Annotated in this window: 19 protein-coding genes and 1 tRNA gene; 1 reads left to right on the forward strand and 19 read right to left on the reverse strand. The window is 41.4% G+C overall.

Translation table 11 applies throughout. The annotated features are described in order from the left end of the window. Positions 1–53: 53 nt before the first annotated feature. Complete coding sequence (locus HMPREF2867_RS06135; protein WP_070576456.1) at positions 54–1,130, reverse strand: SH3 domain-containing protein; 1,077 nt, start codon at positions 1,128–1,130, stop codon at positions 54–56. Positions 1,131–1,354: 224 nt separating this feature from the next. Between HMPREF2867_RS06135 and HMPREF2867_RS06140 the strand changes: the two genes are divergently transcribed. After that, positions 1,355–1,864, forward strand: a complete 510-nt coding sequence (locus HMPREF2867_RS06140; protein WP_070576633.1) for a YgjV family protein — start codon at positions 1,355–1,357, stop codon at positions 1,862–1,864. 17 nt (positions 1,865–1,881) lie between these two features. Here HMPREF2867_RS06140 and HMPREF2867_RS06145 read toward each other — a convergent pair whose 3' ends face one another. From HMPREF2867_RS06145 to atpA, 18 genes are all read right to left on the reverse strand, one after another. Next, complete coding sequence (locus HMPREF2867_RS06145; protein WP_070576458.1) at positions 1,882–2,703, reverse strand: Cof-type HAD-IIB family hydrolase; 822 nt, start codon at positions 2,701–2,703, stop codon at positions 1,882–1,884. A 17-nt stretch (positions 2,704–2,720) separates the two neighbouring features. Further along, positions 2,721–3,377 carry a glucosaminidase domain-containing protein gene (locus tag HMPREF2867_RS06150; protein ID WP_070576461.1) on the reverse strand — a complete coding sequence of 219 codons (657 nt, stop codon included), beginning with the start codon at positions 3,375–3,377 and terminating at the stop codon, positions 2,721–2,723. Positions 3,378–3,467: 90 nt separating this feature from the next. Further along, positions 3,468–3,809 (reverse strand): P-II family nitrogen regulator, encoded by a 342-nt coding sequence (locus tag HMPREF2867_RS06155; protein ID WP_002886165.1) that lies wholly within the window; start codon positions 3,807–3,809, stop codon positions 3,468–3,470. A 10-nt stretch (positions 3,810–3,819) separates the two neighbouring features. Continuing rightward, the gene (locus tag HMPREF2867_RS06160) at positions 3,820–5,055 is read right to left on the reverse strand and encodes an ammonium transporter (protein WP_070576464.1); all 1,236 of its coding nucleotides are present in this window, start codon (positions 5,053–5,055) and stop codon (positions 3,820–3,822) included. A gap of 136 nt (positions 5,056–5,191) precedes the next feature. After that, a complete protein-coding gene (gene rsmI / locus HMPREF2867_RS06165; RefSeq protein ID WP_070576467.1) occupies positions 5,192–6,058 on the reverse strand; it encodes a 16S rRNA (cytidine(1402)-2'-O)-methyltransferase in 867 nt (288 codons plus the stop codon). Positions 6,059–6,060: 2 nt separating this feature from the next. Continuing rightward, a complete protein-coding gene (gene yabA / locus HMPREF2867_RS06170) occupies positions 6,061–6,381 on the reverse strand; it encodes a DNA replication initiation control protein YabA (protein WP_002887582.1) in 321 nt (106 codons plus the stop codon). Next, complete coding sequence (gene ricT / locus HMPREF2867_RS06175) at positions 6,368–7,174, reverse strand: regulatory iron-sulfur-containing complex subunit RicT (protein ID WP_070576469.1); 807 nt, start codon at positions 7,172–7,174, stop codon at positions 6,368–6,370. The genes yabA and ricT overlap by 14 nt, the downstream gene beginning before the upstream one ends. Beyond that, positions 7,171–8,046, reverse strand: coding sequence for a DNA polymerase III subunit delta' (locus tag HMPREF2867_RS06180; protein ID WP_060972514.1), 876 nt, complete (start codon positions 8,044–8,046; stop codon positions 7,171–7,173). The genes ricT and HMPREF2867_RS06180 overlap by 4 nt, the downstream gene beginning before the upstream one ends. Before the next feature lie 8 nt (positions 8,047–8,054). Then, positions 8,055–8,684, reverse strand: coding sequence for a dTMP kinase (tmk, locus tag HMPREF2867_RS06185; protein ID WP_070576472.1), 630 nt, complete (start codon positions 8,682–8,684; stop codon positions 8,055–8,057). Positions 8,685–8,806: 122 nt separating this feature from the next. Next, positions 8,807–8,879: transfer RNA gene (locus HMPREF2867_RS06190), tRNA-Thr, on the reverse strand. Positions 8,880–8,984: 105 nt separating this feature from the next. Beyond that, the gene (tkt, locus tag HMPREF2867_RS06195) at positions 8,985–10,970 is read right to left on the reverse strand and encodes a transketolase (protein WP_038675476.1); all 1,986 of its coding nucleotides are present in this window, start codon (positions 10,968–10,970) and stop codon (positions 8,985–8,987) included. Between the two features lie 303 nt (positions 10,971–11,273). Then, a complete protein-coding gene (gene tpiA, locus HMPREF2867_RS06200; RefSeq protein ID WP_002885895.1) occupies positions 11,274–12,032 on the reverse strand; it encodes a triose-phosphate isomerase in 759 nt (252 codons plus the stop codon). Positions 12,033–12,285: 253 nt separating this feature from the next. Next, on the reverse strand, positions 12,286–13,482 hold the full coding sequence (tuf, locus tag HMPREF2867_RS06205; protein ID WP_002886182.1) for an elongation factor Tu: 1,197 nt from the start codon (positions 13,480–13,482) through the stop codon (positions 12,286–12,288). Positions 13,483–13,720: 238 nt separating this feature from the next. Further along, a complete protein-coding gene (gene ftsW / locus HMPREF2867_RS06210) occupies positions 13,721–15,001 on the reverse strand; it encodes a cell division peptidoglycan polymerase FtsW (protein WP_038675474.1) in 1,281 nt (426 codons plus the stop codon). Between the two features lie 260 nt (positions 15,002–15,261). Next, complete coding sequence (locus tag HMPREF2867_RS06215; RefSeq protein ID WP_002890211.1) at positions 15,262–15,678, reverse strand: F0F1 ATP synthase subunit epsilon; 417 nt, start codon at positions 15,676–15,678, stop codon at positions 15,262–15,264. A 12-nt stretch (positions 15,679–15,690) separates the two neighbouring features. Beyond that, complete coding sequence (gene atpD / locus HMPREF2867_RS06220; protein ID WP_002885994.1) at positions 15,691–17,097, reverse strand: F0F1 ATP synthase subunit beta; 1,407 nt, start codon at positions 17,095–17,097, stop codon at positions 15,691–15,693. Positions 17,098–17,173: 76 nt separating this feature from the next. After that, positions 17,174–18,052, reverse strand: a complete 879-nt coding sequence (locus tag HMPREF2867_RS06225) for a F0F1 ATP synthase subunit gamma (RefSeq protein ID WP_070576475.1) — start codon at positions 18,050–18,052, stop codon at positions 17,174–17,176. An 18-nt stretch (positions 18,053–18,070) separates the two neighbouring features. After that, the gene (gene atpA, locus HMPREF2867_RS06230) at positions 18,071–19,576 is read right to left on the reverse strand and encodes a F0F1 ATP synthase subunit alpha (RefSeq protein WP_038675472.1); all 1,506 of its coding nucleotides are present in this window, start codon (positions 19,574–19,576) and stop codon (positions 18,071–18,073) included. Positions 19,577–19,584: the final 8 nt, after the last annotated feature.

Here is a 19,584-nt window from a genome sequence, read left to right on the forward strand (position 1 = left end):
CCACAAAATAATAGAAAGATCAGAAGAAATTCTGACCTTTCTAGATGTCTCAATTAATCCACTTGAATATAACGTCGAACACCACTATAGCTAATGTAAGAAATCCAACTATGACCGTCTTGCGTAACCTTCATATCAAAGTTAATCTGATCACCTGCTTCTAAGTAAAATTCAACTGGAGCCGTATCACTAGGAGTATTTTTGACAGCCGTACGTTTGGTAAGCTTGTAGCTGCCAGATTCTGCTATGCCACCATCAATTGGAAGTTGATTGTCAGTAACTGTCACGTCTTTAGGTAGCGTCATATTATCTGATTCTTTTAAGTAGACCTTTGTTCCTCCAGTACTGGTTACTTGAATGGTATCTTGTTCGTAGCTTGGACCAGAAATAGCTGCTTTTTTAGAGACAAAGCTAATATCTCCAACGATACCAGAGGTGTCCCCCCTATCTCTTGAGAGGGTAGCATCATACTTACCTGAGCCCTCTTGATAATCATCTTTCGGATGCACATAATTGTGAACTGTCGCTTGACCTTGGGCAGTGATATCTCCTACTAGGCTGGTGTTATTAAAGACCAGACGACTGCCATCACTAGACTTCCAAGTTCCGGCAATACTATCAAACTGACCACGCGCTACCGCACTCACATCCATATCTACAGTGGTCACTTGCGTATCCGTTTTAGCTTGAGCTTGGCTGCTAGATTGACTACTTGAAGCTTGACTATCACTTGAGCTCTTTGGCGCTTGGGATTGACTGGCTGAAGATTGATTCTCGCTTGAAGATTTAGGAGCCTGTGACTGACTGCTTGAGGGAACTGATGAACTATTTGAAGATGATGACTGAGTCTGACTACTGCTTGAACTTGGTGCAGAAGACTTTTTACTACTTGGTGCACTTGAAGATTCAGTATTTGAACCAGAAGACTCCTTGACTTTAGCACTAGGCTTGCTGGTCTTACCACTATCTTTATTGGATGATTTAACTCTACTTGATGAGGTCACCTGGCTGCTCTTAGGCGTCTTATCTGCTGAACTCGATTCCTTATGGCTGGAACAGGCCGTCAGCAAAGCCATTGAGGAAAGGGTAACCATTGAAAGCACGATTGCTTGGGAAAATTTGTTTTTCATAATCATTTCCTCATTTCTAGTCTTTCATAAAAAGTAAAGATAGGGCCTATGTTATAAGGAAACATCAGGTTCTCTCTACTTTTAAGGGAACAATCTTTTCTACACTTTTATTATATCATTTTCTAATGTAAACGCTAACATATTAGCCTTGTAAATTCTAAAAAAGAGATGAAAATATCTTGAATCCTTGTGATATAATGGAGACAAAAATTGAAAGTTATATCATGATAGTCTATCTTCTAGCACAAGTATTCTCAGCCATAGGTGCCCTATGTGTCGCCATATCCTCTTTTGCAAAATCAAAAAATAACATGCTAGTCTGGCAAATTACCGACTACATTTTTACTGCTATTGCTAACCTCTTATTGGGTGGCTATACCGGTGCTTTAACCATTAGTATTTCCATCATACGTAATAGCCTAATGGTCAAAAAGAAGATGACCAAGACAATCTTGACCATCCTCATCATTATTCAAATCATCGTCGGAACCTATCTCAATCAACTTGGGATTATTGGTTATTTACCTATCATCTCTTCAGTTTCCTATAGCCTAGCTATTGCTGCCACACCAAACCTTCAGTGGCTTCGCTGGGTCATTATTGAAAATATGTTACTTTGGCTAATTTACGATTTAACCATTCAGGCTTACCCAGCTGCCATCACTGATGTCACTATCACACTTACTACTCTCATTGCCATTATCAGAAATAGAAAAACCTTTAGCAAACAATAAAGCTAAAGGTCTTTTTCTTATAGAGCCCAAGTACGAATGGCGTGTGCTACACCTGCCTCGTCATTTGTCAAAGTCACATACTTACACAAAGCCTTAATGTCGTCACTCGCATTACCCATGGCAACGCTTTGACCGACGAATTGAAGCATTTCAAGGTCATTGGCAGCATCGCCCAGAGCCATGATTTGATCTGGGTTAATGTCAAGCTTTTCTGCTAAATGTTTAAGCCCGCTAGCCTTTGTTGCCCCCTGCGGCATGATTTCAAAGATATAGTCTTGACTACGAACTGTGCTATAGCTCTGATTAAGTCCATCTTGCACGGCGTTTTGGAAGGCGTCCAAAGATTCAGAATCTGCCATATACATGGCTTGGAAAATCACTTGCCCTTCCGCAAAGATTTCTTCCAAACTCCTAGCTTTCGCTTCTGTGAAGACAGTGCCAGCATCATAAGCTACTAACTCAGGCACCTCATCGCCCACAACATAGTAAGTCTTTTCTCCAGTCAAGGTTAGAGTCACCTCTGGAAAGTCTTCGCAAGCCTGCAAGAGTTCTTCCATCTCAGTGCGAGATAAACTTTCAGATTGAAGCAAGGTCCAATTTTTAGTTTCATAAGTAGAGCAACCATTGTTCATGATAATATACTCTTCTTCACTCAGTCCTAATTTCTCAAAATGAGGAAGAATCCCCGAACGTGGGCGACCCGTACAAAGTACGATTTTAATGCCTGCTTCAGCCGCTTCTTGAATAGCCTTGATATTCTCTTCAGGAATCTCTTTTTGGCTATTTAAGAGCGTCCCGTCCATATCTATTGCAATGAGTTTCACTTGATTCTGATTCATTTTACTCTCCTTCGACCCTAATAAGTGTCATAAATGGTTAACTGGTATTGTTCAATGATACTGTTTAATTTGTCTCCATAGGTTGTATCCGTAGCGTAGACCCCTGTTAGGGCAGCTGTGGCATCCTTATAATTCTTAGTCTTGGAACGGTGTACCCCTACATAGTAGCTTCCCTCAAGGAAGTCTACGTAGTCCTGTAAAGAATTTTCCACAGAGCCATAAGAACGAAAAGCTGCATCAATATAGTAAGGATTGCCCTTACCATCATCCTCCCAGGTTGGTAGGGTTACACTTTGACCTTTGTAGTCCCCCTTAATTCCAAAGAAGTTATAGGACGGCTTCTGACTCAAAGTAGATTGTCCAGAGTCAGATTCCAAGATGGCCTGAGCAATCATGACAGATGCATAAAGATCGTTTCTAGCCGCCAAATAGCGGGACGTCTCGCCAATCTCGGCAATAAAAGCAACCGTCGTCTCATCCGTAGATGTCATGTTCTTTTCCATGGTCAACCTTGGAAAATTTAAACTAGCTAGGAGTCCCAATAAGGCAAATAGGCCAATAAAAATCAGACTCCACTTCTGGAAAAATTTAGGAAAGAGCAAGAAAGACTTCTTTTTCTTTTTAGTTTTCTTAGGTCTAGCTTTCGTGTTGCTTTTCTTTTTTCCTTTTGCCAATCGGTCACCCCCTCAATCATACTAACTCCTCTAAGTATATCAAAATTCACTAAAAAAGACCCAAACCAACCGGTTTAAGCCTCCATTATATTAAATGGCGTCTCCACCACGTTCACCAGTACGAATACGGATAACATCATCAATAGGAACAATAAAAATCTTCCCATCACCAACTTCTCCTGTCGCCACGGCGCTACGAATAGCGTCAACAACTTCGTCAACTGCCATGTCCTTGACTACAATCTCAACCTTAACCTTAGCTAATAAGGTAGGAACAATGCGCTGTCCCCGAACAAACTCTGCAAAGCCACGTTGATTACCATAACCTAGTACTTGACTCACAGTCATCCCTTTGGCCAAGCCACTACCAGTCAAGGCGTTTTTCAAATCTTCTAATTTATCCGAACGAATAATCGCTTCTACTTTTTTCATCTGTATTCTCCTACGAATCTAAGCCCATAAAGGTTGGATAGGCTGTTTCCTTGTGTTCACAGTCATCGAGACCAATAGCTTCATCACGGTCACTAACACGTAAAGGCATATAATGAGCAATTACTTTAATAATACCATAGGTCACAAGAGCAGACCAAATAGCTGTAAAGATAATAGCTAAAATAGTCACTATAAACAGATGCGCCTTTCCATAGATTAAACCAATATTGGCCTTATCTAGGGCTAAATCTGGTGTCGTAAAAATCGCAGTGGCAAAACCACCAAAGATACCTCCAACACCATGGCAACCAAAAGCGTCCAAAGCATCATCATAAGCAAAACGTTTCTTCAAGACTGAAATAGCATAGAAACAAATCGGACTAACCATAAGACCAATTAGAATAGCACTCCAAATTGAAACAAAACCTGCTCCAGGTGTGATTGCAACTAGACCTGCTACCAAACCGGTTGAACCACCAACCAAGGATGGATGTCCTGTGACATGTTTTTCAATTGCCAACCATGAAAACATGGCTGCAGCAGCTGACACATGAGTGGTTACTAGCGCATGAACTGCCAAACCATTGGCAGCCAAGGCTGATCCTGCATTAAAGCCAAACCAACCAAACCATAAGAGACCCGCTCCCAATAGGACAAAAGGAACATTATGAGGACGATGTTCTAAAATGCCAAAATCACGCCGTTTACCAACAACGATTGCCAAAACTAGGGCTGATACACCTGAGGTAATATGAACCACATCACCACCTGCAAAGTCAATCGTCCCCCATTTTGCAAGGAGCCCTTCATCCCAAACCATATGTGCAAATGGATAATAGACCAAAAGTAACCAAAAGACAACAAAAATGGCTAAAGGTGTGAAGCGCATCCGTCCTACCACTGAACCCGTCAATATCGCCACACAGATAATCGAAAACATCATCTGAAAAGCAGCAAACAGCATATCAGAAATGGTTAAACCACGGCTTGAGGCCGTTTCAGACACACCATTTAAAAAAAGGTGACTGAAATTACCGAAGAAATTCCCATGACCGCCAAAAGAAAGCGAGTAGCCAGCAACAATCCACAAGAGAGAAGCTATAGCTAAGGGAAGAACAGACATCATCATGGTATTGATAACATTCTTACGACGTCCAAGCCCACCATAGAAGAAGGCCAAGGCCGGTGTCATCAAACAAACCATGGCAGAACAAATCAATATAAAGGCACTGCTACCTGTATCCATGAAACCACTCCAATGCGTAAATTATTTTATGTCAGATAATATAACACAAAATCATGAGACAAACAAGTGTATTTACGGAATTTTTTGATAATTCTTTCTTTTCTAACATCTTGTGTTGCCACAAAAAAAGAGCCTCTTAAACCCCATGAAAAAGGTTATAAAGCTCTTGTCTATTTATTTTTCGCTCTTTAGCAACGGTTTTTATAGCCTGATTAGGTTTCATTCCAGAGGCAATTAAAGCTTCTACAGCCTCTACCGGGGTAACATTTGATGTTAGATTTTCTTCCTTGTCATTTTCAGAAGCTCCAGCCACAATCAGTAAACATTCACCCTTGAGAGGATTACTAGCAATATAATCTAAAACTTCTGAAATAGATCCTCGTTGGTACTCTTCATAAAGCTTGGTCAATTCTCGAACTAAAGTTACTTGACGGTTGCCATAGATCTCATGCATATTTTCAAGAGTATCCGCCACACGGTAAGGTGACTCGTAAAAAATCTGTGTCTCAGGATAAGACAGTTTTTCCCTGAAGAAATCAATCTGCTGTCCTTTTTTACGGGGAAGGAAGCCATAAAAAATATGAGGTTGGGGTGCTAAACCACTGGCAATCAAGGCTGTAATACCAGCCGATGCTCCCGGTAAGGCCACCACTGGAATATCCTCTGCAATGGCAGCTTTGACCAAATCATGCCCAGGATCCGAAATAGAAGGCATCCCCGCATCAGAAACCTGAGCCAAAGAAAGACCTGACTTCAAGCGCTCCAGTAAATCTGGAATTTTCTCATAAGCATTGTGCTCATGAAAAGAATACTGCTTCGTTTCAATCTCAAAATGCTTGAGCAAGAGACCCGTATTGCGCGTGTCCTCCGCACAAATAAGATCCACCTCTTTCAGGATTTGCACACTACGAAAAGTCATATCCTGCAAATTCCCAATAGGAGTGGGAACCAGATAGAGGGTGCCGTAGCTAGATTGCCCCTTAAAACTCTTTTGAACCTGCATGTTTAGTCTCCGTACAACAATTCTGCACAGAAGCCACAAGCTTCATTATTATCACGACGTTGGCCATAAAAATCTGGACAAATATGGAATCCATCATCATAAATAGCCTCGAGGTTCACCTTACCATGAGACATTTTAGTCCCTGTCTCCTCTTGAACCACTTGACTCAAGTGCTCACGTAGCTTGTCGTTTTCCAACTTGAGGGCCGTATTTTCATCAAGAATCCCTGAGAAGTTCGCCTTAATCGCTTCCACTTCTGCCAACATCGACATCAAATTTTGTGATAATTCCTCGAATTTATCATACAATTCACGCTTTTCCATTTAGCTGAACTTCCTCCACTCCATAAGTTAGGGGCACACGCCCTTTTTCAAATACAACCTTAATGGTCCCTGCAATTACATCAATGGCAACAACCTGACCTTTACCATCCTTGGTTTCAATATCATCACCCAAATCAGGATAACTAGCCTTACTATCTCGGTAAAAGTCATCTTCATAACTGAGACAACACATAAGTCGACCACAGACCCCGTTCATCTTACCAGAATTCAAAGATAAACTTTGGTTTTTAGCCATCTTAATTGATACTGGTGGGAATTCACCCAAAAAACTAGAACAACAAAGTGCCCGCCCACAAGGTCCTAAGCCACCATAAATCTTTGATTCCTCACGACTTGAAATTTGGCGCAACTCAATACGTGTCTTAAAGTAAGAAGCCAGATCTTTGAGCAATTGACGAAAATCTACCCGTTTTTCAGCAACAAAACTGATTAGTACATAAGAGCAATTTAGCGGAAAGACAATATCAACGACCTTCATTTCTAGCTGATTTTGAGCAATTAAATCAGCTACTACTCCCATACTCTTTTCAGCCTTCAAAAGATTTTCATCATATCTAGCAAAATCTTTCTCTCCTGCCAATCCTTCAACCCGATTCAAATCCGCAGGCAAACTAAGCTCAGGAAAATCAGAGTTTTCCATGACAACCTGAGCTAGGCGTTTATCTTTTTTCTCCAAAACGACTACAAAGTCATCTTTGGCGTAATTTTTATCAGGAACAACATATTCTACTGCTCCAGTTTCCTCAAATTTTATTCCAATGACTTCTGTCATGATAATACCATATACTCCATCGCATTTTGAAAGCTGACATTAGCTAGCCACATTTTTCGTGCCTCATAAACCAAGTCTAGCCATCGTCTTGCTTGTGGATTTTGTATATCCTTCCCCAATTGATAAGTTAAAAAAGCCCAGACCATCTCTTGTTCCGACTTTTCACTACACTGGACAGCCAGTTTTGCAACATCCAAATAAAGCAGATCCTGATTAGATAGCAGGGACTGTGTAAAACGCTCTACTGTATTAATCAGATCAAGAATCCTATTATCCTTAGCTAAGTCTAAAGCCTGAACATCATCTTTAGCAAAATCCGCCAACACTTTGGCTTGTGTCAGCAACAAGCCTTCCTTCTGCAGCAATTCTTCCAGATAAGCCCGATTCTTAGGAAAATAAAAGAGTTGAGCTCGACTTTTAATCGTCGGTAACATACGACTATCATCAGCTGTCAAAAGAAAAATATAAATCTGACTTTGAGGTTCTTCAATAAACTTTAATAGACTATTGGCAGCATTGACATGCATCTTATCTGCATCACGAATGATAAACACCTGAGCCTGTCCCTCAAAACTCGATTGACTAAACTCTCTGGTCAACTGACGAATCGTGTCCGTCTTAATAATCTGTCCTTGTGGCTCTACTAATTTAACATCAGAAAAGTCCCCCTGTGCAATCAAGCGACAGGGACGACAATGACCACAAGGTAGACCATTCTCAGGAGTCACACAAAATCGACTCTGTGCTAGCCAAATAGCCATGTCGAGACTTCCAAAATCACCCGAAAACAAATAAGCATGACTCAAACGATTTTCTCTGATAATTTGTGAAAACTCTTCAAATAGTTTGCTTTGACTTTCAGCTAACTTCATCTTGCTCCTTATAAATAGTCTTTAATTACATTCCAAGCTTGCTCTACAACATCCTCAAAATCCTGTGAAGCATCGATTAGCTTGATACGTTCTGGTTCAGCCTGTGCTAAATCTAAATAACCTTGACGTACACGCTGATGTAGGTCAAGTTTCTCTAAATCCAACCGATTGACTTCACGTTCGCTGCTAGCTGCAATGCGGGCCAAACCAGTCTCAGAATCCACATCAAACAATAGGGTCACATCAGGTTTATACCCATCAGTCGCATAGGCATTTAACCAGGCAATCTCATCCTGATCCAAGCCACGACCAGTACCTTGATAGGCAACTGATGAATCAATAAAGCGATCCATGATGACCATATTGCCCTTTTCAAGCTCTGGCAAAACCTTCTCAACCAGATGTTGACGGCGAGCAGCAATATAGAGCAAGAGCTCTGTCTTAGCATCCATAGCCGTATTATCTACATCCAGAATAACCTCACGGATTTGCTCTGCAATAGCTACTCCTCCTGGTTCACGTGTCGTCACAACCTGAGCTGGATAAACCTCTCTTAAACGTGGTAAAAGAGCCTCCAAAACTGTAGTCTTTCCAGCACCATCTGGCCCTTCGATTGAGATTAATAACCCTTTTGACATGATACTTCCTTTATTTTTTTTCATCTTCTATTTTATCAAATTTTAGCTTAAAAGAACAATCAAGGACAAAAGAAAACAGAGGTTTCTAAAAAACCCTGTTTCTATCTGAATACCTCTGACCATGCCGATTGCAGGTTTCGAACCTGTGACCTACGCGTTACGAGTGCGTTGCTCTACCAACTGAGCTAAATCGGCTGACACAGTCATTCTAACACTCTAGACCCAAAAGTCAAGCACTGTGTGAAGTTAAACACTTTTTACAAGAAAAAAGAACTTGGACGAGCCAAGCTCTTTCTTTTCTTACAATGATTTGTAAAGTTGACTTGCATTCTCAACAGTGAAACCATATTCTTTAAAGATACGGTCACCAGGTGCTGAGGCACCCCAAGTATCAATAGTAAGTGTTTTACCTGCAAGACCAACGTATTTGCCCCAACCAAAGCTAGTTCCAGCTTCGATAGCCAAACGTTTTGTCACAGCTGCTGGAAGAACTTCTTCTTTATATGCAGCATCTTGTTCATCAAAGAGATTTTGTGATGGCATTGAAACAACACGGACATGCACGCCTTCAGCTTCAAGAGCCGCTTGAGTATCAAGAGCCAATTTCACTTCAGAACCAGTCGCAATGATGATACCGTCAAGATCACCTTTAGCTTCTGAGATGATGTAAGCCCCTTTATTGACACCAGCTTCAGCATTTTCAGCTGTACCGTCAAGGACTGGCAAGTTTTGACGTGTCAAAACTAGCATTGTTGGACGTTCAGTCTCAGCCAAGGCACGTTTCCATGCAGCATTAGTTTCATTACCATCTGCAGGACGGATAACGTTAAGGTTAGGCATTGAACGCACACTTGCCAATTGTTCGATTGGTTCGTGAGTAGGTCCATCTTCACCAACTGCCACTGAGTCGTGTGTCATAACATAAGTTACTGGCAAGTTTTGAAGAGCTGCCATACGTACTGCTGGAAGCAAGTAGTTTGAGAAGACGAAGAAAGTACCACCATAAACACGAGTACCACCATGAAGAGCAATACCATTCATCGCTGCAGCCATAGCAAACTCACGTACACCAAACCAAATATTACGTCCAGCATAGTTGTCTGCTTGGAAATCAGACTCAGCCTTAACCATAGTATTGTTAGAAGCTGAAAGGTCTGCTGAACCTCCCCAGAATGAAGGAACTTGTTCAGAAATCTGTTGGATAGCTTGTTGGCTTGACACACGGCTAGCTACTGCTGAACCCAATTCATGAGCATTCAAGTCAACGTGTACAGTTTCATTTGCAAAAGCAGTCTTGTATTCAGCAGCCAATTCTGGGTAAGCAGCTTCATATTCTGCAAATTTAGTTTGCCAAGCATTTTCAGCAGCTTCACCACGGAATTTAATACCAACTTCAAAACGACGAGCGACTTCGTCTGGTACTGTAAAGGCTGGGGCATCATATCCGTAAACACCTTTAGCACGGTCGATACCCTCTTGACCAATTGGAGCACCGTGGACAGCTGATGTTCCTTGGCCTTCAGCTCCATAACCAATGATTGTCTTAACTTCAATGATAGATGGTTTATCTGTCTCTGCCTTAGCCTCTTCGATAGCCTTAGCAATAGCTTCCAAATCATTACCATCTTTAACAAGGATGTGTTGCCAACCATAAGCTTCAAACTTAGCCTTAACATCCTCAGTGAAAGCCATTGATGTTGGTCCATCAAGTGAGATATCATTTGAATCGTAAAGAAGAACCAACTTACCAAGTTTAAGATGACCAGCAAGACTAGCAGCTTCTTGAGAAACACCTTCCATCAAACAACCATCTCCATGGAGGGCATAAGTATAATGATCAACAATATCAAAACCAGGCTTGTTAAATTTAGCAGCCAAATGTGCTTCAGCCATTGCCATACCTACTGCATTAGCAATTCCTTGACCAAGAGGACCTGATGTTGCTTCAACACCATCAGTATGATTAACTTCAGGGTGACCTGGAGTCTTAGAACCCCATTGACGGAAGTTCTTCAAATCATCCATTGATACATCATAGCCTGAAAGGTGCAAGAGGCTATAAAGCAAAGCAGAACCATGACCTGCAGAAAGAACAAAACGGTCACGGTTTGTCCAGTTACGGCTAGTCTTTGGATTAACATTCATCACATGGTTCCAAAGTACATATGCCATTGGCGCTGCACCCATAGGAAGACCTGGGTGTCCAGAATTCGCGGCTTGAATGGCCTCGATCGAAAGCGAACGAATAGTGCTGACCGCCATTTGGTCAATTGCATCAAAAGTCATGATTTCTAATTCTCCTCTTCTTGGAAAAATGCGGAGCAAACAGACTATCAGTGCCTGCGCTCTAGTTATACTACTCTCATTATAGCATATTATCTGCCTCTTGGGACAATCCAATTGTACTTGCCTAGGCTCAAAGTTTTAAAAAATCCAAACAAAAAGATAGGGCTTACAAAATAGGAGTTTTTGTTCTACATTTAAGCACCTTTGCTCCCCAAAACAGGATAAGAGAAACCTGGCTTTTTTTAGAAAAACACTTAAGACAAACAAGAAAAAAGCCGAGGGAAACCTCGACTTTATCTAAAATTATTTAACGAAGTCAAGCAATGCCAAGAAGCTTTCAGCTTCAAGTGATGCACCACCTACAAGAGCTCCGTCAACGTCTGGACAAGCCATGTATTCAGCAACGTTTTCAGGTTTAACTGATCCACCGTATTGAACACGTACTTTGTCGGCAACTTCTTGACCAAAATCAGCAGCTACAACGTCACGAACAACTTTACACATTTTTTGTGCGTCGTCTTGTGAAGCTGATTTACCAGTACCGATAGCCCAGATTGGTTCGTAGGCGATTACTGTTGAAGCGACTTGTTCTGCAGTCAATCCAGCAAGAGCAGCTGAAACTTGAGCACCTACGAATTCTGCTGCTTTACCAGCTTCGTAAGTTTCAAGTGATTCACCACAACAGATGATTGGAAGCATACCGTTAGCAAAGATTGCTTTTGCTTTTTTGTTGATGTCTTCATCAGTTTCGTGGAAGTAGTCACGACGTTCTGAGTGACCGATAACAACGTAGTCAGTACCGATTTCTTTCAAAACTTGTGGGCTAGTTTCACCAGTGAAGGCACCAGCATTTTCAAAGTAAGTGTTTTGTGCAGCAACTTTAAGGTCTGAACCTTTAGCGGCAGCAAGTACAGCTGTCAAGTCAACTGCGGGAGCTGCGATACCAGCTTCAACAAGATCTGATGAAGGAAGTTTTGATGCTACAGCTTCAACGAATGCTTTTGCTTCTTCTGGATTTTTGTTCATTTTCCAGTTACCAGCGATAAATGGTTTACGTGACATTTCACATACCTCTTCTTTTATTTATTTACTCGTTTATTTTATCACAAATCCCCTACTATTACTAGGATTTTAGGAAAATTCCGAAAACTCAGCCTGCTTTATGTCTATTTATCACTGTCAAAACTCAGCTTAAGCACCTTAAACAGTTAAAAAGTATAGAATACAAACATTTTCAAACGCCAAAAAGAGCCGAGTAAACTCGACTCTCTCAATTATTGTCTGACGAATAATTGTATTGGGAACTTAATATTAATTAAGCTTCGATTTCAGATACGATACCTGAACCAACAGTACGTCCACCTTCACGGATAGAGAATGTTGTACCTTGTTCAACGGCGATTGGGTGGATCAACTCAACGTCGATAGTCACGTTATCACCAGGCATAACCATTTCAGTACCTGCAGGAAGTTCGATTGAACCTGTTACGTCAGTTGTACGGAAGTAGAACTGTGGACGGTAGTTGTTGAAGAATGGAGTGTGACGTCCACCTTCTTCTTTAGAAAGGATGTAAACTTCACCTTTGAATTTAGTGTGTGGGTTGATTGAACCAGGTGCAGCCAATACTTGACCACGTTCGATTTCATCACGTTGGATACCACGAAGAAGAACACCGACGTTATCTCCGGCAATACCTTCGTCAAGTTGTTTACGGAACATTTCAACACCAGTAACAACTGCTTTTTGGATGTCTTCTTTAAGACCAACGATTTCAACTTCGTCATTGACACGAACAACACCACGGTCGATACGTCCTGAAGCAACAGTACCACGACCAGTGATTGAGAATACGTCTTCGACTGGAAGCAACAATGGTTTGTCAGTGTCACGTTCTGGTTCTGGGATGTATTCGTCAACAGTGTTCATCAAGTCCATGATGATGTCTTCGTATTTAGAATCACCTTCAAGAGCTTTAAGAGCTGAACCTTGGATAACTGGAATGTCATCACCTGGGAAATCGTATTCTGAAAGAAGGTCACGGATTTCCATTTCAACCAATTCAAGCAATTCTTCATCGTCAACCAAGTCAACTTTGTTCATGAAGACGATAAGGTGTTTAACACCAACCTGACGTGAAAGAAGGATGTGCTCACGAGTTTGTGGCATTGGTCCGTCAGTAGATGCTACTACAAGGATCGCACCGTCCATTTGAGCGGCACCAGTGATCATGTTTTTAACGTAGTCCGCGTGTCCTGGCGCATCGATGTGAGCGTAGTGACGTTTTTCAGTTTCGTACTCAACGTGTGCAGTGTTGATTGTGATACCGCGTTCACGTTCTTCTGGAGCAGCGTCGATTGAAGCGTAGTCTTTTGGTGTGTTAACTGCGCTAGGAAGACGACGAGCCAATACAGTTGTGATAGCAGCTGTCAAAGTAGTTTTACCGTGGTCAACGTGTCCGATTGTACCAATGTTAACGTGTGGTTTACTACGATCGTATTTTTCTTTTGCCATTTAGGAAAAGCCTCCAATAAAATATATTTTATAGATAGACAGTAGGCAATACAGTCTAACTTTACTCTACTATTCTATCAAAATGTCATAGAATTGCAAGTATTTTATATAGTTTTCAATTTTTCTTTAGAGTAATCACAAATATTTCTTTCCGTATTTCTATTTCTACTACTTCTATAAGCTTTTAGTAATCTCCTTGCTAATGCAAAAACGCTACCAAGTAAAAAAAGAAGCCGTATTAACGACTTCTTCTTAAAGGTACAATTTTTTCATCTTGACTTTCTAATTCTTGAGTATGAGACAATTCTTCCTCAATAGCTTGAACAATATTATCACGCTTTTCATTAGCAGCGATGTTCAAGACAAAGGCTATCCCAACTGAAGTTACCAAAAGCGAGTTACCACCTTGCGAAAGGAAAGGGAAGGTAACCCCTGTTGATGGAATCAGTCCTGAGATTCCTCCGATATTAACAAAGACCTGCATAAGCATGAGAGCCCCTACACCAAGCGCCATCATAGAGTTAAATGGATTTCTAGCCTTAACTCCCACAATCATAATACGAAGAATGAGGAAAAAGAGAAGGGCCAGAATCAAGCCAGCTCCGATAAGACCTAACTCTTCAATGACAATCGAAAACACAAAGTCTGTTGTAGCTTCTGGGAGATAGCCAGTTTTCTCAATCGAATTTCCAAGCCCGAGACCAAACCATCCTCCATTACTCATAGCATAGTATGAATGAGATAGCTGAAGACCAGATCCTGTCAAATCCTTGAACGGATTAAAATATGCTGCGAAACGCTTGGCAACATATCCAAAGATAGGTACCTTAGCCATGGTTTGAACCCCAACCAAGGCAATTAAACCAAGGAAGGCTGACGAAATCCCTACAATACTGGCAAACAAGGCCGTAAACCAACGGTAGCCAACACCAGAAATTGAAAACATAACTACCGTAGTCAATACAATAATGGCCGCATTACCCAAGTCAGGCTGGATAGCAACCAAACCAATCATAACGAGCAAATAAACACGCCAGTCATTCAGTTCCTTACCATTCCTTGGAATCCATCTATTCTTCGTCAAAGCTTGGTAGTCATAACGTTCTATGGCAGACTGTTTTTTTGAAAAGGTGTGTGCCAAGAACCAGACAACAATGATCTTAAGGTACTCTGCTGGTTGGAAAGACAAGGGTCCAAGCACAATCCAACCATTGGCACCATTGATTTCCCTGGTGAAAAATTTGGCAATGACCAAAAGTAAAATCTCAAAGGCAATAACAACACCCAAAAGCTTATCTTTCCTGAGAAAGTTCAATTTCAGTCGGTAGATGAAAAAAATAGAGAACAAGGATACCAACCAAAAGGCTCCTTGGTTCACAACAGACGCGAAGGGATTGGCACCCAAGGCTACTAAACGAGCACTGGTTGTTGAATACACTACTATCAAACCAACCACGGATAAGATTAAATAAGGTATCAAGATGGTGTAATCTAAAAGATGCTTCTTTTCAATTTTCATATCTTTAAAAAACTCATACTTTCTATTACGTTACTCTACATTCTTTCTAAAAATATAAAGCTAACAGCTTATATTATAACACTTTGATACCTTAAACTAAAGTAAAAGCTAAATTAACCGTTTTCAAGACTGGAAATCTAATTTTTTAACTTACCTTCAGATAGGTTTTACAATGAGCTTTCTTTGATAACCTTGTTACTTCTTATGTTTTCTTTTAAGACAAACAAAAAACAAGACCTAAGTCTCGTTTTTTGTTTATCTTATTTTGTACCGACACTGATACGATTAAGTGCTCGACGGAGAGCAACCTGAGCACGTTGAACTTCATCAATACGGTCAGATTTGGTTGCTTCTTCCAAGTCACGTTCGGCACGTTGCTTGGCACGTTCGGCACGAGAAACGTCAATGTCGCGTTCACGTTCTGCTGAATCGGCAACGATAGTAATAAAATCATCTTTAACTTCGATGATACCACCGTTTACGGCAATCCAATCGACGTGACTCTCGTCATCCACACGACGAACCTTGAGTTCATCCACTTCAAGTGGCGCAATCAAGTTAATATGGCCTGGCAAGATACCAATTTGACCATCTTTAGTAACCGCGTGGATAAAGCTGGCATGGTGGTCGTATTTGAGACCATCCGGAGTTACCACTTGTACGGTCATTTGTGCCATATATTCACCTCATTAGTAGCCCATAGCTTTAGCTTTAGCTACTACATCCTCAATTGGACCTACGCTACGGAAGGCATCTTCTGGAAGATTGTCATATTTACCTTCAAGGATTTCCTTAAAGCTACGAACGGTTTCAGCAACTGGAACATAAGAACCTGGTTGACCTGTAAACTGTTCAGCAACGTTGAAGTTTTGTGACAAGAAGAATTGGATACGACGAGCACGTCCAACCAATGTTTTTTCTTCGTCTGACAATTCATCCATACCAAGGATAGCGATAATATCTTGCAATTCACGGTAACGTTGAAGCACACGTTGAACTTCAGTCGCAACAGCGTAGTGTTCTTCACCAACAATTTCAGGTGAAAGGGCACGTGAGCTTGATGCCAATGGGTCAACGGCTGGGTAAATACCCATTTGTGTCAACTTACGTTCAAGGTTGGTTGTTGAGTCCAAGTGAGCAAATGCTGTAGCTGGCGCTGGGTCAGTATAGTCATCGGCTGGAACGTAGATGGCTTGGATAGATGTAACAGAACCTTTTTTAGTTGATGTGATACGTTCTTGCAATTGACCCATTTCAGTAGCAAGTGTAGGTTGGTAACCAACGGCTGATGGCATACGACCAAGAAGGGCAGAAACCTCAGAACCTGCTTGAGTGAAACGGAAGATGTTATCGATGAAGAGAAGAACGTCTTGACCCTCGACATCACGGAAGTATTCCGCAATTGTCAAACCAGTAAGGGCAACACGCATACGTGCTCCAGGTGGTTCGTTCATTTGACCGAAGACCATGGCTGTTTTCTCGATAACGCCAGATTCTTTCATTTCCCAGTAAAGGTCATTACCTTCACGTGTACGTTCACCAACACCTGTAAACACGGAAATACCACCGTGCTCTTGGGCAATGTTGTGAATCAACTCTTGAATAAGAACGGTTTTACCAACACCGGCACCACCGAAGAGTCCGACTTTACCACCCTTAAGGTAAGGGGCTAGCAAGTCGATAACTTTAATCCCTGTTTCAAGGATTTCAGTAGATGTTGACAATTCATCGAAAGTTGGTGCTTTTTTGTGAATTGGTTCACGCTCTGCATCGTCTGCAAAAGGTGCTTCCAAGTCAATGGTATCACCAAGAACGTTAAAGACACGTCCAAGGGTATCTTTACCAACAGGAACGCTGATTGGACGACCAGTGTCCAGAACTTCTAGTCCACGAGTCAATCCATCAGTAGATTCCATGGCAATGGTACGAACCACACCTTCTCCAAGTTCAAGAGCTACTTCGAGCACGATACGTTTAGACTTTTGTTCATCAGTATAAACGACCAATGCATTGTTAATCTCAGGAAGTTTATCACCAGCTGCAAACGCTACGTCTACAACAGGACCAACAACCTGAGCAATTTTGCCTGAGCTCATTGTTTTCTCCTTATGATAGTTTTCTGGATGACAATCATCCTTTTTTCATGTGTGTCTAATTAAGACAAATCTCTAGCTATTCAAGTGCACTTGCACCACCAACGATTTCAGTAATTTCCTGAGTGATGGCAGCTTGACGCGCACGGTTATATTGGATTGTCAAATCGTTAATCACATTCTTAGCATTATCAGTGGCTGTCTGCATTGCAGTCATACCAGCTGCGTGCTCAGCTGTTTTGGCATCTACGATAGCACCGTAGATAAGGCTCTCAGCATATTGTGGCAAGAGTTGATCCAAAATAGTGTCACGATCTGGTTCCAATTCAAACTTGGTCAACACATGACCTTCTGATTCATTGGGATCCAAATCAGCGATAGGAAGCATTTGTTCAACACGAACCTCACTAGACAAACTATTAACATGATGGTTGTAGCACACATAGAGTTCATCAAAAAGTTCATTTTGATACATTCCTACAGCTTTAGAAATGATTTTTCCGACTTGTTCAAAACTAGGTTGATTTTCAAGGCCACGAAGTTCAAAAGCAACATTCATGTTACGAGCCTTGAAGAAATCTGAACCTGTTCCACCAATAGAAATGATAGCATATTCATCTTCAGAATCATGGTCACGTTTAATCATGTCTAACACAGCTTTAAGAATTGTTGAGTTATAACCCCCAACAAGTCCCTTATCTGAAGTAATGACAATGTAACCTGTCTTACGAACTGGGCGTGCATCCAACATTGGATTTGACGAACCATTAATCAATTCTGAATGTAGAAGATCTGTTGTGATCTGTCTAATTTTTGAGGCATAGATTTGGAAATCTTTAGCAGCTTGCTCAGAACGTGTCAATTTTGAAGCAGAAACCATTTGCATGGCTCCTGTGATTTGACTCGTTTTCTTTGTTGAAGCAATTTTTGCTTGGATTTCTCTTAGAGAGCCTGCCATATGCTGTCCTCCCTATTTCTATTTGTATTCTGACTGATCTTTGAAAGCTTGGATAGCTTCATTAAGTACAGATTCCTCAGGAAGATCCTTAGTTGTACGAATAGTTTCAAAGATATCCTCATGGTGACTATCAAAGTAGTCATAGAGTGCTTCTTCAAAATCCAAGATTTGATCAACCGGAACACTATCCAAGAAACCGTGTGTCAAAGCGTAAAGGATAACAACCTGTTTCTCAACTGGAAGTGGTTTATGAAGCGGTTGTTTCAAAACTTCGATTGTACGACGACCACGGTTCAATTTCGCTTGAGTCGCAGCATCCAAATCTGAACCAAATTGCGTAAAGGCTTCAAGTTCACGATATGAAGCCAAGTCAAGACGAAGTGTACCAGCAACCTTCTTCATCGCTTTAATTTGCGCTGATCCACCTACACGTGATACAGAAGAACCCGCATCAATGGCTGGACGAATACCTGAGTTGAACAAGTTTTCTTGCAAGAAGATTTGTCCATCTGTGATTGAGATAACGTTTGTTGCGATGTAAGCTGAGATATCTCCGGCTTGCGTTTGAATGATTGGCAAGGCAGTAATTGAACCACCACCAAGATCATCTGAAACTTTAGCTGAACGTTCCAAAAGACGTGAGTGGAGATAGAAGACATCCCCTGGGTAGGCTTCACGACCTGGTGGACGACGGAGAAGCAATGAAAGTTCACGGTAGGCCACGGCTTGTTTAGACAAATCATCATAAACAATCAATACGTGTTTTCCGTTATACATGAACTCTTCAGCCATTGCAACACCAGCATAAGGCGCAATGTAAAGCAATGGTGATGGTTGTGATGCAGAGGCAGTCACAACGATTGTGTAATCAAGAGCACCGTGTTTACGGAGAGTTTCTACTTGTGTACGAACTGTTGATTCTTTTTGACCAATAGCCACATAGATACAGATCATATCTTGACCTTTTTGGTTCAAGATAGCATCAATGGCTACTGAAGTTTTACCAGTTTGGCGGTCTCCGATGATCAATTCACGTTGACCACGTCCAATTGGAACCAAGGCATCAATGGCCTTAAGACCAGTTTGCAATGGCTCAGAAACTGATTTACGTTGCATAACACCTGGAGCAGGTGTTTCAACTGGACGGAAACCTGTTGTTTCGATGTCACCAAGACCATCAACTGGTTGCCCAAGTGGGTTTACTACACGACCGATAAGGGCTTCACCAACTGGAACTTCCATGATTTTTCCAGTACGTTTAACAATATCGCCTTCACGAATTGCAACGAAATCCCCCAAGATAATGATACCGACATCATTAGTTTCAAGGTTTTGGGCCATACCATAGGCACCATTTTCAAATTCGAGCAACTCACCACTCATAGCATTATCAAGACCACGAGCACGTGCGATACCGTCACCGATATAGGTAACGACACCAGTTTCAGTGACGTCAAAGTTTGGCTGGAAGTTTTCAATTTGCTTTTTAATTAAAGCGCTAATTTCTTGTGCGTTAATTGCCAAAAGTCACA

The sequence above is a fragment of the Streptococcus sp. HMSC064H09 genome (assembly GCF_001812625.1).
In the GTDB taxonomy this organism is placed as follows: Bacteria; Bacillota; Bacilli; order Lactobacillales; family Streptococcaceae; genus Streptococcus.

Excerpts from the sequence above, each read along its gene's own strand:
- atpD (WP_002885994.1), bottom strand. The coding sequence starts at position 17,097 with ATGAGCTCAGGCAAAATTGCTCAGGTTGTTGGTCCTGTTGTAGACGTA.
- ricT (WP_070576469.1), bottom strand. The coding sequence starts at position 7,174 with ATGACAGAAGTCATTGGAATAAAATTTGAGGAAACTGGAGCAGTAGAA.
- HMPREF2867_RS06180 (WP_060972514.1), bottom strand. The coding sequence starts at position 8,046 with ATGAAGTTAGCTGAAAGTCAAAGCAAACTATTTGAAGAGTTTTCACAA.
- HMPREF2867_RS06135 (WP_070576456.1), bottom strand. The coding sequence starts at position 1,130 with ATGAAAAACAAATTTTCCCAAGCAATCGTGCTTTCAATGGTTACCCTT.
- ftsW (WP_038675474.1), bottom strand. The coding sequence starts at position 15,001 with ATGAAAATTGAAAAGAAGCATCTTTTAGATTACACCATCTTGATACCT.
- rsmI (WP_070576467.1), bottom strand. The coding sequence starts at position 6,058 with ATGCAGGTTCAAAAGAGTTTTAAGGGGCAATCTAGCTACGGCACCCTC.
- HMPREF2867_RS06225 (WP_070576475.1), bottom strand. The coding sequence starts at position 18,052 with ATGGCAGGCTCTCTAAGAGAAATCCAAGCAAAAATTGCTTCAACAAAG.
- HMPREF2867_RS06215 (WP_002890211.1), bottom strand. The coding sequence starts at position 15,678 with ATGGCACAAATGACCGTACAAGTGGTAACTCCGGATGGTCTCAAATAC.
- HMPREF2867_RS06155 (WP_002886165.1), bottom strand. The coding sequence starts at position 3,809 with ATGAAAAAAGTAGAAGCGATTATTCGTTCGGATAAATTAGAAGATTTG.
- HMPREF2867_RS06140 (WP_070576633.1), top strand. The coding sequence starts at position 1,355 with ATGATAGTCTATCTTCTAGCACAAGTATTCTCAGCCATAGGTGCCCTA.
- HMPREF2867_RS06160 (WP_070576464.1), bottom strand. The coding sequence starts at position 5,055 with ATGGATACAGGTAGCAGTGCCTTTATATTGATTTGTTCTGCCATGGTT.
- yabA (WP_002887582.1), bottom strand. The coding sequence starts at position 6,381 with ATGGAAAAGCGTGAATTGTATGATAAATTCGAGGAATTATCACAAAAT.
- HMPREF2867_RS06145 (WP_070576458.1), bottom strand. The coding sequence starts at position 2,703 with ATGAATCAGAATCAAGTGAAACTCATTGCAATAGATATGGACGGGACG.
- tmk (WP_070576472.1), bottom strand. The coding sequence starts at position 8,684 with ATGTCAAAAGGGTTATTAATCTCAATCGAAGGGCCAGATGGTGCTGGA.
- tkt (WP_038675476.1), bottom strand. The coding sequence starts at position 10,970 with ATGACTTTTGATGCAATTGACCAAATGGCGGTCAGCACTATTCGTTCG.
- tpiA (WP_002885895.1), bottom strand. The coding sequence starts at position 12,032 with ATGTCACGTAAACCATTTATCGCTGGTAACTGGAAAATGAACAAAAAT.
- tuf (WP_002886182.1), bottom strand. The coding sequence starts at position 13,482 with ATGGCAAAAGAAAAATACGATCGTAGTAAACCACACGTTAACATTGGT.